The organism is Luteimonas sp. RC10 (genome assembly GCF_014192745.1).
Taxonomy (GTDB): Bacteria; Pseudomonadota; Gammaproteobacteria; order Xanthomonadales; family Xanthomonadaceae; genus Luteimonas.
On the sequence record NZ_JACHYJ010000010.1, the window covers coordinates 1 to 14,844 of the forward strand.

General features: G+C 69.8%; 18 protein-coding genes. 10 read left to right on the forward strand and 8 right to left on the reverse strand.

What is annotated here, in order from left to right; genetic code table 11:
• Positions 1–192: 192 nt before the first annotated feature.
• A complete protein-coding gene (locus tag FHW73_RS16070) occupies positions 193–600 on the reverse strand; it encodes a phasin family protein (protein ID WP_183427775.1) in 408 nt (135 codons plus the stop codon).
• 213 nt (positions 601–813) lie between these two features.
• On the reverse strand, positions 814–1,170 hold the full coding sequence (queD, locus tag FHW73_RS16075) for a 6-carboxytetrahydropterin synthase QueD (RefSeq protein ID WP_183427776.1): 357 nt from the start codon (positions 1,168–1,170) through the stop codon (positions 814–816).
• Positions 1,171–1,279: 109 nt separating this feature from the next.
• Here queD and FHW73_RS16080 point away from each other — a divergent pair, with 109 nt between their 5' ends.
• Positions 1,280–1,675, forward strand: a complete 396-nt coding sequence (locus tag FHW73_RS16080) for a YbaN family protein (protein ID WP_183427777.1) — start codon at positions 1,280–1,282, stop codon at positions 1,673–1,675.
• Positions 1,676–1,703: 28 nt separating this feature from the next.
• Here the strand turns inward: FHW73_RS16080 and FHW73_RS16085 are convergent, their stop codons facing one another.
• Complete coding sequence (locus FHW73_RS16085) at positions 1,704–2,138, reverse strand: hypothetical protein (protein ID WP_183427778.1); 435 nt, start codon at positions 2,136–2,138, stop codon at positions 1,704–1,706.
• A 25-nt stretch (positions 2,139–2,163) separates the two neighbouring features.
• Complete coding sequence (locus tag FHW73_RS16090; RefSeq protein WP_183427779.1) at positions 2,164–3,273, reverse strand: DNA/RNA non-specific endonuclease; 1,110 nt, start codon at positions 3,271–3,273, stop codon at positions 2,164–2,166.
• Between the two features lie 159 nt (positions 3,274–3,432).
• Here FHW73_RS16090 and FHW73_RS16095 point away from each other — a divergent pair, with 159 nt between their 5' ends.
• From FHW73_RS16095 to xerC, 4 genes are read left to right on the forward strand one after another with little or no spacing between them, the layout of a single operon-like run.
• Positions 3,433–3,696 (forward strand): hypothetical protein, encoded by a 264-nt coding sequence (locus tag FHW73_RS16095; protein WP_183427780.1) that lies wholly within the window; start codon positions 3,433–3,435, stop codon positions 3,694–3,696.
• Positions 3,697–3,736: 40 nt separating this feature from the next.
• Positions 3,737–4,582, forward strand: a complete 846-nt coding sequence (dapF, locus tag FHW73_RS16100) for a diaminopimelate epimerase (RefSeq protein WP_183427781.1) — start codon at positions 3,737–3,739, stop codon at positions 4,580–4,582.
• Positions 4,579–5,250, forward strand: coding sequence for a DUF484 family protein (locus FHW73_RS16105; protein ID WP_183427782.1), 672 nt, complete (start codon positions 4,579–4,581; stop codon positions 5,248–5,250). The genes dapF and FHW73_RS16105 overlap by 4 nt, the downstream gene beginning before the upstream one ends.
• A gap of 8 nt (positions 5,251–5,258) precedes the next feature.
• The gene (gene xerC, locus FHW73_RS16110) at positions 5,259–6,161 is read left to right on the forward strand and encodes a tyrosine recombinase XerC (RefSeq protein WP_183427783.1); all 903 of its coding nucleotides are present in this window, start codon (positions 5,259–5,261) and stop codon (positions 6,159–6,161) included.
• Between the two features lie 74 nt (positions 6,162–6,235).
• Here the strand turns inward: xerC and FHW73_RS16115 are convergent, their stop codons facing one another.
• Entirely contained in the window at positions 6,236–6,436 is a 201-nt protein-coding gene (locus FHW73_RS16115) for a DUF3079 domain-containing protein (RefSeq protein WP_183427784.1), read from the reverse strand.
• Positions 6,437–6,653: 217 nt separating this feature from the next.
• Between FHW73_RS16115 and hslV the strand changes: the two genes are divergently transcribed.
• From hslV to FHW73_RS16135, 4 genes are all read left to right on the forward strand, one after another.
• Positions 6,654–7,205 carry an ATP-dependent protease subunit HslV gene (hslV, locus tag FHW73_RS16120; protein WP_047135539.1) on the forward strand — a complete coding sequence of 184 codons (552 nt, stop codon included), beginning with the start codon at positions 6,654–6,656 and terminating at the stop codon, positions 7,203–7,205.
• A gap of 99 nt (positions 7,206–7,304) precedes the next feature.
• Positions 7,305–8,690, forward strand: coding sequence for an ATP-dependent protease ATPase subunit HslU (gene hslU, locus FHW73_RS16125; protein WP_183427785.1), 1,386 nt, complete (start codon positions 7,305–7,307; stop codon positions 8,688–8,690).
• Between the two features lie 209 nt (positions 8,691–8,899).
• Positions 8,900–9,256 (forward strand): type II toxin-antitoxin system prevent-host-death family antitoxin, encoded by a 357-nt coding sequence (locus FHW73_RS16130; protein WP_183427786.1) that lies wholly within the window; start codon positions 8,900–8,902, stop codon positions 9,254–9,256.
• Positions 9,257–9,384: 128 nt separating this feature from the next.
• Positions 9,385–10,020, forward strand: coding sequence for an AAA family ATPase (locus FHW73_RS16135; RefSeq protein WP_183427787.1), 636 nt, complete (start codon positions 9,385–9,387; stop codon positions 10,018–10,020).
• A gap of 103 nt (positions 10,021–10,123) precedes the next feature.
• Here the strand turns inward: FHW73_RS16135 and FHW73_RS16140 are convergent, their stop codons facing one another.
• Positions 10,124–11,245, reverse strand: a complete 1,122-nt coding sequence (locus tag FHW73_RS16140) for an HlyD family secretion protein (protein WP_183427788.1) — start codon at positions 11,243–11,245, stop codon at positions 10,124–10,126.
• Positions 11,242–12,933 carry an MFS transporter gene (locus FHW73_RS16145; protein WP_183427789.1) on the reverse strand — a complete coding sequence of 564 codons (1,692 nt, stop codon included), beginning with the start codon at positions 12,931–12,933 and terminating at the stop codon, positions 11,242–11,244. Before FHW73_RS16145 ends, FHW73_RS16140 begins: the two co-directional genes overlap by 4 nt.
• A gap of 162 nt (positions 12,934–13,095) precedes the next feature.
• Between FHW73_RS16145 and FHW73_RS16150 the strand changes: the two genes are divergently transcribed.
• Positions 13,096–14,256: a DUF1176 domain-containing protein gene (locus FHW73_RS16150; protein WP_183427790.1), complete on the forward strand. Its 1,161-nt coding sequence runs from the start codon at positions 13,096–13,098 to the stop codon at positions 14,254–14,256.
• 24 nt (positions 14,257–14,280) lie between these two features.
• Here FHW73_RS16150 and FHW73_RS16155 read toward each other — a convergent pair whose 3' ends face one another.
• Positions 14,281–14,736 carry a nucleoside deaminase gene (locus tag FHW73_RS16155; protein WP_183427791.1) on the reverse strand — a complete coding sequence of 152 codons (456 nt, stop codon included), beginning with the start codon at positions 14,734–14,736 and terminating at the stop codon, positions 14,281–14,283.
• Between the last annotated feature and the right edge of the window lie 108 nt (positions 14,737–14,844).

Sequence of the window (14,844 nt, forward strand, 5' to 3'; positions counted from 1 at the left end):
CTTCCGGTCCAACATGCATCTGCCCTTGAGCCCTGAAATCAGGCTTCAAGGGTAGCGGCGGACAAGAATGGCTCCACGCTAATCCGCGAAGAACCATAAAAAAACCCGGCAGCGCGAGCTGCCGGGTCGGCCCGGGCGAGGGAGGGATCGCCCGAGTGTTCGGTGCCATGCGGGCTTTGGACCCGCATGCGGTCAACGCTTGGCGGTGGGCTTGCCCGCGGCCGCCTTGGCGACGGTCTCGGCTTGCGCACGCACATCGGCGGTGGCCGATTCGAGCTGCGACTTGGCGAGTTCGGCGATCGCCTCGTTGGTCTTCACGGTGCGGCCGATGACTTCCTGGCCGGCGCTGACCAGACGCTCGACGTTCTCGCGGGCGATCTGCGCGCCCTTGGGCCACAGTGCCTTGATGCCGTCGAGGTCGCGGACCTCGATCGCTTCGTTGACGAACGCGAACGTGGCGTTGGCGTTTTCGCCGAGCGTGGTGAAGTGGACGCCGAAGACCTTCTCGACATTCTCGAGGGTCAGGCGGTTGATCTGGGCTGCGGCATCGGCGAACTGGCGCGACGCGGCGGTGAACTGCTCGTTGAACTGGTAGGACATGGCGGTTACCTGCGTGGGCCGGCGGCTGCCGGGTTTGTGCAGTGCAGCATAGCGCGCCCATGCTGCATTGCAACATCGAGCCGACGAACGGTCGCAGTGCATTCAGTTTCGTAGGCGGATCAACGACTTGGGCGCGGACGGCGCGTCGCCAGCCCCGGGCGCAGGATGCCCATCGCCGATGCAGGGGCTGGGTCGCCAGGGGCCTTCCTGGGCTCAGGGACCGGTGTAGCGACAGCCCGAGGTGCAGGTCTCGCGGATCACGATCGCGCTCAAGGCCGGCAGGGTCGGCTTGAGCCGCTCCCAGATCCAGATCGCCAAGCGCTCGCTGGTCGGGTTCTCGAGCCCGGGGATGTCATTGAGGTAGTGGTGGTCGAGCTGGGCGTAGAGCGGCGCGAACGCAGCCTTGAGGTCGCCGAAATCCATGATCCACCCCGAGTGCTCGCCCGGCTCGCCCGAGACGTGGATCTCGATCTGGAACGAGTGGCCGTGCAGCCGCGCGCATTTGTGCCCGGGCGGCACGTTGGGCAGGCGATGCGCCGCCTCGACGGAGAAGACCTTGAAGATATCCATGACGGCATTGTCGAGGGTGGCCGGCGGCGCGGCAATCGCGGCGTGGCGGGGCAGGCTGCACAGCGTCCGTGGACACGCGGCGCCGTGCGGCCGCGCATAGAATGCGGACATGCATCGTCGCGCGCGCTTCCGCTGGGCCTGGTGGCTGCTGGCCTACGCCAGCCTTGGCCTCGGCATCCTGGGCATCTTCGTGCCGGGCCTGCCGACCACGGTGTTCATCCTGATCGCGGCCTGGGCCGCTTCGCGCGGGTCCGAGCGCCTGCATCGGTGGCTGCTGGCGCACCCGCGTTTCGGGCCGTCGATCCGCGACTGGCAGGCGCATCGCGCGGTCAGCCGCCGCGCGAAGTGGCTGGCGACGGTGACGATGCTGGCCTCGTCGGCGATCCTGATCGCGCTGGTGTGGTGGATCCCGGCCCATCGCTGGTGGATGACCGCGCTGCCGATCGGCTGTATGGCGGTCGTCGGCACCTGGCTGTGGCTGCGCCCCGAACCGCCGGCGGCGTGACGCACAGGCGTGCGCTGCGGCAGTGCGCTCAGCGCGCGCCGGTCTCGGCCTTGTAGCGGTCCAGGAACCCGTCGAGCGGTGAGTAGAGCAGGTCGCCCGCCAGTCGCCGCGGTGGCTCGTAGGAGAAATCGAACGAGAACCGGCCGCTGGGCTCGATCGTCAATAGCACGCTCGACCACGCACCGCGCTCCTCGCGCATGGTCTCGCGCAGCGCCACCAGCGCTTCCTTGGCGGCGCGCGAGAGGCGGAAGTCGACATCCTCGAGCGGCTGCGCGGGGGCGGCCGCGATCGCGGAGGTCTGTGAACTGATCCTGCGGCCGCCTTCGGTGTCGATTTCGGCATGCAGGCCGATCCGCTTCCACTCGCGCGCGCCCCATTCGCCTTCCATCACATCGGTGACGCAGGCGGCGACTTCGCGCACGACCCGTTCCTGGGCTTGCTGGATGGCAATGGCGTCGAGCATGGGATTCCGGGCGGGACTCTAAGGATCAGTGGATGTTATCGAAATCGAACTCCACCCACTTCCCGCCTTCCTGCCGGTAGGCGGCGACGAAGCCGTCGGGCCGCGATGTCGTGTTGCCGGCGTCGTAGTAGGGCTCGACCCGGATCTGCACATCCAGCTCCGGATTTTCCTGTTTGAGAGCGCGGATCTGGCCTTCGAACTGGTGGCCGTAGGCGCCGGTGTTGAGGTTCTTGGTGCCGTCGGGCAACGGCTTGCCGTTGCCGGGCACGACGTTGAGCCGGTTGGTTGGGCCGGCGAACGAGTCGGCGATCAGGTGGAAGCCCACGTCGGTGGGATAGCCCTCATGCCCGATCTGGCGCTGCAGGCCGGGATCGTTGCGGCCCGCGGGTTCGAGCGACACGCTGCCTTCGGCCTTGACCACGCGGCCGGCCTCGTCGGTGCTCCAGCGGTAGTCGCCGAACTCATACACCGTGTCGGGGCGCGCGGCATTCGCGGCGACATTGAAGTCGTCCATCGTGTCGAACTGCAACAGCGGGCGCCCGCCGACGGTGCGGCCGGTGTCGGCGCGGGCGAGGACGTCGGCGAGGTCCGCCGTCTCGCTGCCGCGGGCGGCAGCGCGCCCGGCGTCACCGAGGCCCTGGGCGTGCTCGGCCGCGCGCGCGGCATCGGCGACGTCGCCGGCGGCATCGGCTGCCCTGGCGCCCTTGGCGGCCTTGTCGACACCCTTGGTGCCGGCGACCGTGAGCACCAGCTCGGCGGCGCCGCGGCCGATCGCCTCGCCGTAGCGTCCGGCCTGCCAGTCGTCGACGATCGGGTCGACGACCGCATCGACCAACAGGCCCGGATTGCGCGCGATCGTGGAGACCAGGTCGGCCGCGGCTTCCATGCGCTCGCCGCCGCGTTCGGCGGATGGCAGCCAGTCGGGGACATCGAGCGTGTCGCCGGTCGCCTGCGTGTAGAGCGCCGATGCGCCGTCGGCCAGCCAGCCCGCCGGGCCAAGGTCATAGCCGGTCTTCAAGGCGTTCGCGCCCAGCGTGACCACCCCTTCGCCGGTTTCCCAGAGCACCTCGCCGGCGCCCTTGAATACGCCCCCCACTTGCGAGGCGGCGTTGCCCAGCCCTTCGAGCATGCCCATCGTGCGATCCTGTGGCGCGTGACCCTCGCAGTCTGGGCGGCACCACAGGGACGGACAATCTGGGGCCGACCCTAATGCGTCCATGAACGTGCGCATCCTGGGGGCCGCCAGCCGCGCGTTCGGGCGGACCGCCGGGCTTGGCGCCTGTACACTTCGCCGATGAGCAACCGTCTTCCGATCGTGCTGACCGCCCTGCTGCTGGCCGCCTGCGGCAACAAGGCCGACCTGCTGATGCCCTCCCAGGTGCCGCCGGAGGACGCCGGCCGCTTCCTGATCAAATCCTCGGTGCCGACGCGCGCGCAACGCGACGCCGACACCGACGCGGTGCAGGACGATGCGGACAGCGCCGACGCGACGCAGGACCGCCCCGCGCCCGCGGTGCCGGTGATCCTCGACGTACCGCCCGCGACCGGGACGCCGTGACCGGGCGCGGCCCCGTCGAGTCGAGGGACCGGTGCCGATGATGTCCGCGTCTTCCCTGCCGCTGCGCTTTTCGAAGATGCATGGCGCCGGCAACGATTTCGTCGTGCTCGACCTGCGCGACGGCACGCCGCCGCCGGATGCCGAGCAGTGCCGTGCGCTCGCCGATCGGCACGTCGGCGTGGGCTGCGACCAGATCCTGACCATCGAGGCTCCGCAGGCGGCCGAGGCTGTGGCCCGCTATCGCATCTGGAATGCCGATGGCTCATCGTCGCAGCAGTGCGGCAACGGCGCGCGCTGCGTGGCCGCCTGGCTGGTGCGCGACGGTGCGGCGGGGGCCGGCGGTTTCGTGCTTGAAAGCCCCGCCGGCCTGCATGCGGTCGATCGCGATGGCGCGCACTTCCGGATCGCGATGGGCGTGCCGGCGTTCGCGCCGGACGCTGTGCCGCTCGTCGGCTTCGACGCCGTGCCGCTGTACACGGGCGTGCTCGATGACGGCACGTCGGTCGCCTTCGGAGCGGCGTCGATGGGCAATCCGCATGCGGTGATCGAGGTCGACGACCTGCAGGCCGCACCGGTGGCGCGCATCGGTACGGCCCTGCAGGCCTCACGCTGGTTTCCCGAGTCGGTCAACGTCGGTTTTGCGCAGGTGTTGGCTCCGGACCGGATCGCGCTGCGCGTGTTCGAGCGTGGGGTCGGCGAAACCCGCGCCTGCGGCAGTGGCGCCTGCGCGGCGGTCGCGGTCCTGGCGCGTCGCGGTCGCATTGCGCGCTGCGCCGACGTATCGTTGCCCGGCGGCACGCTGCGCATTGCCTGGCCCGAGGATGCGGCCACGCTGACGATGGCCGGCCCGGCCGCATTCGTTTTTGAAGGGGAGTGGAGCGCATGAGCGAAACCACCGAGACACTCGGCGCGCACGAAGTGGCCGCCTGGCTGCGGCGGCAGCCCAAGTTCCTGCAGCAGTTTCCGGACCTGGCGCTGACGCTGGTCGTCCCGCGCGACGACGGCCCGGCTGCGTCGTTGGCCAGCTACCAACTCGAAGTGCTGCGTGACAAGAACCGCGAGCTGTCCAAGCGCCTGCGCGAGCTGTATGCGATTTCGCAGGAGAACGAACGCCTGGCGGTGCGCACCCACCAGCTGACCCTGGCGCTGATGCGTCAGCCCGACGCCGCCTCGACGGTGCGCGCGCTGGCCGCGACGCTGGCCGAGGATTTCAACGGCGATCTGGTCCGCCTGGTGCTGTTTGCGCCGGTCGCCGGGCTCGACGAGGACTGGCTGCAGATCGTCGCGCGCGACGACCGCCGCCTGCAGCCTTTCGTCGACTGCCTCAAGGACGAGACCCCGCTGTGCGGCCGCCTGCACCCCGACAAGCAGTCGCTGCTGTACGGGCCGCGCGTGGACGAGGTGCATTCGAGCGCGTTGCTGCCGATCGAAGGCGTCGGCCTGATCGCTGTGGGCAGCCGCGACCCCAACCGCTTCTATCCGGGCATGGGCACGCTGTTCCTGCACATGATGGGCGAGGCGTTCGCGGCGGCGATGAAGCGCTACGCCGGCTGAGCGCGGCGATGTCGGCCGACGTCGAGGCGTTCCTGGCGCACCTGCAGGTCGAGCGGCGCATGTCGGCGCACACGCTCGACGCCTATCGCCGCGACCTCACCGCGCTGGCCGCGTGGGCCGAGGACAGCGGGCACACCGACCTGCGCGGTTTGCAGCCCGACGACATCCGCGCCTTCGTTGCCGCCGGCCACCGCGGCGGCCTGTCGGCCAAGAGCCTGCAGCGGCGACTGTCGGCCTGTCGCAGCTTCTATCGTTGGCTGCTGCGGCATGGCCACGTTGTCGCCAATCCTGCGGCTGGCGTGCGCGGCCCCAAGGCGGCGCGCAAGCTGCCGCAGGTGCTCGATGTCGACGAGGCGACGCAACTGGTCGAGGTGTCGACCGACGCGCCGCTGGGCCTGCGCGACCGCGCGCTGCTCGAGCTGTTCTATTCGTCGGGTCTGCGCCTGGCCGAACTGGTCGCGCTGCGCTGGCGCGACCTCGATCTCGACGGCGGGCTGGTGACGGTGCTGGGCAAGGGCAGTCGCCAACGCAGCGTGCCGGTCGGCTCGCATGCGATCGCGGCCCTGCGCGCATGGCGCGCCGATAGTGCCTCGGGTGCCGACGCACCGGTGTTCCCCGGTCGCGGCGGTGGTCCGATCACCGCGCGCGCGGTACAGATGCGGCTGCGACTGCTCGCCCAGCGCCAGGGCCTGTTCAAACGCGTGCACCCGCATCTGCTGCGCCACTCGTTCGCCAGCCACGTCCTCGAGTCCTCGGGCGACCTGCGCGGTGTGCAGGAACTGCTCGGCCACGCCGACATCGCCACGACCCAGATCTACACCCACCTCGACTTCCAGCACCTGGCCAAGGTCTATGACGCCGCGCATCCGCGGGCGCGGCGCAAGCGCGGCGCCACCGTCGAGGACGGCTGACGCCGAAGCGTTGCGAGCGGAATGCGGGCTGTGGACACGGCGGCGCGTGACCTATCGACGTGATGGTCTTCGCGTCAGCACTTCGCGTGTTTCGGCCGGTCGGCTTCGGGTTCGATGCCCCAGGCGAGGTACCAGTCCTCGCCCTCGTTCTCGATGGGGTGCTGGGTGCGTCCGGCGCCGTTGCCGCAGGCCAAGGCATCGGCCGCGCAGTACTTGTCGCAGCCCCAGCAGATGCGCTCGGGGTGTTTGGGATGCAGCGGAAACGGTTTGGCCATACCTGCACCTTGTCGGGACCGGCTGCCAGCATCGCGCGGCCATCGGCCGCGCGCATTGATCCAGGACAAGGGGGCGCCGGATCGCTTGGCGCGCGCCAATGGCGCCAACCGGCCTCGTATCGTGCTCCAGGGTGTCTTGCGATCGGTGACCGTCGACGCGCGGGTTGAATGGGGCGCGTGGACGCCCCACTGATGGGGTTCGATCCACGGAGGCCGCATGGACCCCAGCCAGAATCCCAATGTCTTCCACGCCACGACGATTGTCTCGATCCGCAAGGGCGGCAAGGTCGTCGTCGCCGGCGATGGTCAGGTCACGCTCGGCCACACCGTGATGAAGGGCAACGCCCGCAAGGTGCGCCGGCTTGGCGACGGCAGTGTGCTCGCCGGCTTCGCCGGTGCGGCGGCCGACGCGTTCACGCTGTTCGAGCTGTTCGAGGCCAAGCTGCAGCAGCACGGCGGTCAGCTGGTGCGCGCCGCGGTCGAGCTGGTCAAGGACTGGCGTACCGACCGGCGTTACGGAAAGCTCGAGGCGCTGCTGGCGGTGGCCGACAAGGACACGTCGCTGATCATCAGCGGCAACGGCGACATCATCGAGCCCGAGGATGGCATCGTCGCGATCGGCTCGGGCGGCTCCTATGCGCTGTCGGCTGCGCGCGCGCTGCTGGCCCACACCGACCTGGACGCCCGCACGATCGCCACCGAGGCGCTGCACATCGCAGGCGACATCTGCATCTACACCAACCGGAACGTCGTCGTCGAAGAACTCTAAGGCGGGATTGGGGATCTGGCATCGGGATGCGCTCCGGCCGATCCCGCCCGTCGATCCCGAGTCGCGCGCCCCTCCGCTCTTACGAAGCCCGAATTCCCCATGCCCAATTCCAGCTCTTCCACCATGACCCCGCGCGAGATCGTGCAGGAACTCGACCGCCACATCGTCGGCCAGAACGCGGCCAAGCGCGCGGTCGCGATCGCGCTACGCAATCGTTGGCGCCGGGCGCAGCTGCCCGATGAACTGCGCAACGAGGTCATGCCCAAGAACATCCTGATGATCGGTCCGACCGGTGTCGGCAAGACCGAGATCGCGCGCCGGTTGGCGACGCTGGCCAATGCGCCGTTCGTCAAGGTCGAGGCGACGCGGTTCACCGAGGTCGGCTACGTCGGCAAGGACGTCGAGCAGATCATCCGCGACCTCGCCGATACGGCGGTCAAGCTCTATCGCGAACAGGCCAAGGTGCGGGTGCGCACGCAGGCCGAGGACCGCGCCGAGGACCGGATCCTCGACGCGCTGCTGCCGCGGCGCGAGACGCCGTCGCAGCCGTTCGGCTTCGGCGCGCAGCAGACCACGGTCGACATCGGCGCCGAGCCGTCGTCGAAGGAGTCCGAGACCCGGCAGAAGCTGCGTCGCCAGTTGCGCGCCGGCGAGCTCGACGAGCGCGAGATCGAACTCGAACTCAGCGCCGGCCAGGGCATGGACATCATGACCCCACCGGGCATGGAGGAAATGGGCCAGCAACTGCGGCAGATGTTCGCCAACCTCGGTGGCGGCAAGACCCAGAAGCGCAAACTGACGATCCGCGCCGCGCGTCCACAGCTGATCGAGGAGGAAGCCGGCAAGCTCGTCAACGAGGACGACGTGCGCGAGGCCGCGATCGAGGCCTGCGAACAGCACGGCATCGTGTTCATCGATGAGATCGACAAGGTCGCCAAGCGCAGCGAGGCCGGCACCACCGGCGGAGACGTCAGCCGCGAAGGCGTGCAGCGCGATCTGTTGCCGCTGGTCGAGGGCAGCACGGTGAGCACCAAGTACGGCTCGGTGAAGACCGACCACATCCTGTTCATCGCCTCGGGCGCGTTCCACCTCGCCAAGCCCAGCGACCTGATCCCCGAGATGCAGGGCCGCTTCCCGATCCGCGTGGAGCTCACCGCGCTGACCAAGGACGATTTCGTGCGCATCCTCACCGAGCCCAAGGCGGCGCTGACGCGCCAGTACGTGGCGCTGCTGCGGACCGAAGGTGTGGACCTGACGTTTGCCGACGACGCAGTCGAGCGATTGGCCGAGATCGCTGCCCACGTGAACGAGCGGCAGGAAAACATCGGTGCGCGGCGCTTGCACACGGTGCTCGAGCGTCTGCTCGACACGCTGAGCTTCGAGGCGCCCGACAAGGGCGGCACGGTGACCATCGACCGCGCCTATGTCGATGCGCATCTGGGCGAGCTGGTGCAGGATCAGGACCTGAGCCGTTACATCCTCTGAGAACCTGTCCAAGGTCCTGCTGCGCTTGCCAAATAGCGCGCGTGCGGTGCTCGGAATGCTCACGTACGCTGCGCTTCCTGCGCTCCGCCACGCGCCATTTGGCGGCGCTCGCGACGGACCTTGAACAGGTTTTGCCGCCGCGCCGGGTTCACGGCCGCGAAAGGGGAAAATGGGTATATTGGCCTCACGTCCATCGTGAGGCCGTTCCCATGTCCGTCGCCCCCAAGTTCGATGCACTCGACGCGCTGCCGCGCACGCCGGCGTCCGATGTGAAGAAGCTGGGCTGGCGCGGCGTCATGAAGTCGGTCGCCCGCGATGGCCAGGTGGTGGTGACCCACCACAACACGCCCGAAGCGGTGATCCTGTCGGCCGAGGCCTACGACGCGATCCTGCGCGCACTGGAGGCGGCCGCGGCGCCGCAACGCTCCGCGCTCGAGGACCTGCAGGCGAAGTTCGACGCCAGGCTGGCGGCGCTGCAGGCCGACGATGCCGGCGACCGACTGCGCGCGGTCATGGCGCAGCCGGCCGCACTGCGCGGCAAGGTCAAGGCCGGCGCCTCGCATTGAGTCTGCGTGGACGTCCCGGCGCGCGGCGCACGCTGCGGACGCGCGGTGCGACCGCCGCGGGCGGATCCACTACGGCTGAACGCACGCGCGGCGCCACGGCTGGCGAAGAGACTGCGAAGCCGCGGCCGGTGCTGTTCGTGCTCGCAGGCGTCAACGGGGCCGGCAAGAGCTCGATCGGCGGGCACCTGCTCGCCGACGCCGGCCTGACCTGGTTCAATCCCGATGACTTCGCGCGCGCACTCGTCGCCACCACCGGCTGCAGTCAGCGCGACGCCAATGCCGAAGCGTGGCAGGAAGGCATGCGGCGGCTCGATGCGGCCATTGCAGCCGGTCGGCACCACGCATTCGAAACCACGCTCGGCGGCAACACCGTGCCGGCGAAGATCGCCCGGGCCGCGCGCACGCACGACGTGCTGATGTGGTTCTGCGGCCTGTCGTCGGTCGACCAGCACATCGCCCGCGTGCGCGCCCGCGTCGCCGCCGGCGGTCACGACATTCCAGGATCCGACATCCGTGCGCGTTGGCAACGGGCGCGTGAAAACCTGGTCGTGCTGATGCCGTACCTGGCGCACCTGCAGGTCTACGACAACAGCGTCGATGTCGCGCGCGGCCATGCGGTGCCCGATCCGTTGCGCGTGCTGGAGATGGTGGCCGGGCGCCTGGTGCACCCGGCGCCCGACGATCTTCGCGCCCTGCGCGCGACGCCGGGCTGGGCGCAGCCGCTGGTCGAGGCCGCGCTGGTCGCGCACGAGCGGCGCACCTAGCGGATCGTCGTCGAGCGCGGCAGCGTGGCTTGATCTGAAGCCCTCCCCCGTACGCGGGGGAGGGTTGGGTGGGGGCAAACGATCAGTTCGACGAAGAACACGCTCAGTGCGTCGGTGTGCGAGACGCATCGTCGGGCGCATCGCCGACATCCGCGGTATCCACCGAGACGACCACCGACATGCCGGGGCGCAGGCGTTCGGCCAGTGGCTGATCGTGGTCGATCGCGATGCGCACGGGAATGCGCTGGGCGATCTTGACGAAGTTGCCGGTCGCGTTGTCTGCCGGCAGCACGCTGAACTCAGAGCCGGTCGCCGGTGAGATGCGTTCGACGTGCCCGGTGAGTTGCGCGCCGCCGAGGGCGTCGACGGTGAAGGTCGCGGGTTGTCCGACGCGCATGTCGGTCATCTGCGTTTCCTTCATGTTCGCCACGACCCAGATGTCGGCCGGCACCAGCGCCATCAACTGCGTCCCGGCATTGACCAGCGCGCCCTGACGCACGGTGACCTGGCCGAGCAGACCGTCCTCGGGCGCGACGATGCGGGTGTTGTCGAGGTCGATCTTTGCCAGTCGCACCGCGGCTTCGGCGCTGGCGACCGCCGCCTCGAGGCTGTCGCGATTGACGTCGACGCTGCGCGCGTCCTGCTCGGAGATCTGCAGGGCCGCGCGAGCCTGGGCGGCGGCGGCGCGGGCCTGCGCGCTGCTGGCGCGCGCAAGATCGCGATCGTGCGCGGAAATCAGCTTCTGGTCGGCCAGCTGTTCGAGCCGACGCAGGTCGATCGTGGCGACCTCGGCCTGCGCGCGCGTCGCCGCGATGTCGGCGGCGCTGCGCGCGATGCCGGCCTCGGCGCTGCGCCTGGACTGCGTGGCATTGGCCAGCGTGGCCTGCTGCACCCGCAGATTGGCCTGGGCCTGTTCGTAACGCTGGCGGTAGATGCGGTCGTCGATCGTCACCAGCAATTGACCACGGGTGACCGCCTCGAAGTCCTGCACAGCGACGTGGGTCACATAGCCTGTGACCTGCGGCGCGATCAGTGTCACCCGGCCACGCACCATCGCATTCTCGGTGCTCTGCACGCTGCTGCCGAACGGCGGCAGGCGCCAGGCGTAGAGCACCACCAGGATGCCGGCGAGTGCGACGGCGGCGAAGGCCGCGATCTGCAACGTCCGTCGCCGGCGCGAGGGCGCCGCGGGTTGCTCGGGAGGCGAGGGGGCAGGGGTGCTCATGCGGGGTCCGGTGTCGCGGGGACGGGCGGCGCAGGCGCGCGCAGGCGCGCCCACACTCGGGAAGCGATGATCCACATCAGCGTGCAGAACGCGATGAAGGCGATCAGCAGGAAGACATCGTTGTACGCCAGTACATTGGCCTCGCGACTGGCCGCTGCCCCCAGCGCGCGCAGTGCGAGTGCGTCGCGCAATGCCGGATCGGTGACAGTCGGCGCGTAGCCCTGGGCGGTTGCATGCACGCGCGCGGCGACCTGGGGATCGAGCAGGCTCAAGTGCTCGTTGAGCACGCTGGAATGGAACTTCTCGCGCATGGTCTGGAACGTGCCCAGCACGGCCGAGCCGAGCAGGCCGCCGAGGTTCTGGGTCATGCCGAACAGCACGACGAAGCTGATCAGGTTGCGCGGCTGGCTGATCACCGGGCCGATGCCGGCGATCATCATCGGCCCGAGGAAGAAGGTGCTGCCGAACGCGAGCAGGAACTGGCTGAGGTACATCTGCTCGGGCCGGGTGGCATTGGTCGCCTGCGCGTCCATCAGCGCGCCGGCCATCATCAGCAGCAGTGACACCAGTACCGGTTGCCAGGTCTTGGCCGGATTGATCGTCGCCGCACTGGCGATCAGCCCGGCGACACTGCCGGCCAGCACGATCATGAACAGCGTGTGCATCTGCGCATTGCCCAGGCCCAGTGCCTGCAGGAAGCCGACCGCGCCGGTCGCCTGTTCCGACAACACGATGCGGATCAGCACGATCGCCAGCGCCAGCCGCAGCATCGCACCGGTGGCCAGCCATCGCGTGTTGAGCAGCGGACGTGCGCGGAAATGCTCGATCGCGATGGCGGCGGTCACCAGCGCGACTGAAGCCGCGAGCGCCCAGCCCAGCCATGCGGTTTCGGTCCACCAGCCGATGCGGCCCTGCGCCAACACTGCGGTCAGCAGCGCGACCCCGGGCGCGAACAGGCCGAAGGTGAGGAAGTCCAGCGGCTCGAACGCTTTATGGCGATCGCCGGGAGGCAGCTTGAGCAGCAGCACGCAGCCCAGCGCCAGCAGTGCCAGGCCCAGTTCGAACAGGTACAGACCGCGCCACTCGCCGAACTCGAGCAGGTCGGTCGAGAATACCCGTGCCAGCGGCAGTGCCAACTGCGCGATGCCCAATCCCAGCACCAGGCCGCGCAGCCGGTGCTTCTGCGGGAAGGCCTGCAGCATGTAGTACAGGCCGAGGGTGTTGAGCGCCGCGCCGGCGATGCCGTGGCCGGCGCGGACCGCGATCGCCGAGCCCAGATCGTTGACGAACAGATGCGCCAGCGTGATCAACGCGTACAGCACCAGGAACGCTTCGGTGAACAGCCGCAGGCCGAACTGCTGCCGGAACTTCACCAGCAGGATGTTCATCGACACGTTGGTCATCACATACGCCGCCGGCAACCACGCGACCTGCGCGGCGTAAGCGCCGAGCGCCCCCTGCAGATCGAGCAGGTTGGCGGTGACCAGCGCATTGCCCAGGCCGCCGGTGATCGCGATCACGAAGCCCACGACGCCGTAGGCGACGCGCATCGGTGTGGAATGCAGCGGGGTCGATGGCGATCCCGGCATCATCGGCCGCTCGTGCGGCGCCCACGCACGCGGTGCGTAGCGGTCGGCGCCGGGCGATCGCGACGCGGAGGACGGAGCAGGCGGCGGAACGCGCGACATGGCACGCAGTCTGGAGCCGTACCCGGTAGGCCGGCAAGACGCCGCACGCACCGGAGCGTTGCGGGCCAAACGCCTCAGAGTCCGTGTGATGGCCGCGTCGATGCCGTGCCGATCGGCGCGGGGGACAATGGCGCTTTCATCCGCAAGAGTGCCGCGATGTCCATGGCCCGTCCTCTCGTGTTTGCCTGTGCCGTGCTGCTGGCCGCGTGCTCGGAATCGGCACCGCCAACAACGCCGGATGCGACCGCTGCGGCGCCGTCCACTGCGCCATCGACCGTCGCGCACGATGCGGACGCGACGGCGGACGCCACACACAGTGAGGTCGCGCCGCTGTATCGGCAACTGCGCGACTTCACCGTGGCCTGCGACAACGGCCTGGCCTGCGAGGCGATCGGCGTGAATGACGGGGCGTTCGGTCTGGTGCTGCGGCTGGCGCGCGCGCCGGGCGGCGATGGCGCGCAACAGCTGCGGCTGGGCACGTCGGAGGGCGCGCCCGAGCCCCAAGCGCTGCGGCTCGACGGCGTGGCGGTGCCTGAGCTGGCCTCGCTGCCGTGGCGCCGCGATGACGACCGCGATGCGCTGACGCTCGACGCCCCGACCGACATCGCGGCGTTCATCGCGCTGGTCGGTGACGGCGCGCGGCTGTCAGCCGGCAGCGGCGAGGACGCGCCCGCGTTGTCGCTGTCGGGCCTGCGCGCGGCGTTGTTGCTGATCGACGAGCACCAGCAGCGACTGGACACGCCCGGCGCCTGGGCGCGACCCGGCGAGCGCGATTCGGCGGCCGTGCCCGGCGCACCGGCGCTGCCGAGGTTGCGTGCAGCGGCGCCGCCGCCGGCGTTGTCGCCGCAGGACGCCACACGGCTGACCGCCGCAGTCCGCGCGCAGGCGGCCGACGCGTTGCGTGAGGCCGATTGCAATCCGCCGCGTGAGGGCTTCGACATCCGTGACCAGGACGCGGCGTATCCGCTCGACGCCGAGCACGCACTGGTCTTCGTCGCGTGCCTGAGCGGTGCCTACCAGACCTCGAGCCTGGCATTCCGCGTTGCGCGCGACGGCAGCAGCGCGGCGCGCATCGTGCCGCCGGGCCCGACCGGGCTCGATGACGTCAGCTTCGCGCTGCTGACCAACGCCGACTACGCGCCCGACACCGCGACGCTGTCGCATTTCGCCAAGGGGCGCGGGCTCGCCGATTGCGGCGAGGCGGCGCAGTGGCGCTACGACGGGCAGGCATTCCGGTTGGCGCACTATGCCGAGCTGCGCCGCTGCGGGGGCGCGGCGCCCGGCGATTTCCCGACGCTGTGGCGCACCGAGACGGCACGCTGAGCACGTCGTTGCCGCGGGAGCGCGTCAGTCCTCGCCGATGTCTTCGTTCCAGACCTGTGGGTGCTGGGCGATGAAGCCGCCGAGCAGGTCGATGCAGTCCTGGCTGTGCAGGTCGATCACCTCGACGCCGTGCTCGCGCAGCCAGTCGATGCCGCCCTGGAAGGTGACCGACTCGCCGACGACGACGGTGCCGATGCCGAACTGGCGGACCAGGCCGCTGCAGTACCAGCACGGCGCCAGCGTGGTCACCATGATCGTGTCGCGGTAGCTGCGCTGGCGGCCGGCCTTGCGGAAGGCATCGGTCTCGCCGTGCACGGACGGGTCATCCTCCTGCACGCGGCGGTTGTGGCCGCAGCCCAGCAGCCGGCCGTCGCGGTGGTAGAGCGCCGCGCCGATCGGGATGCCGCCCTCGGCCAGGCCCTGGCGGGCTTCGGCGATGGCGGTGTCGAGCAGGGCGCGATAGTCGGGCGTGGCGATCATGCGGCGGTCGTGGCAGCGCGGGGCCTGCAGTCTGACGTGCCCGCGCGGTGCGGTCGAGCGGAGGCGGGGTCGCGGCAAATTCTTAACATTCGCGTGGCAGAATCCGCG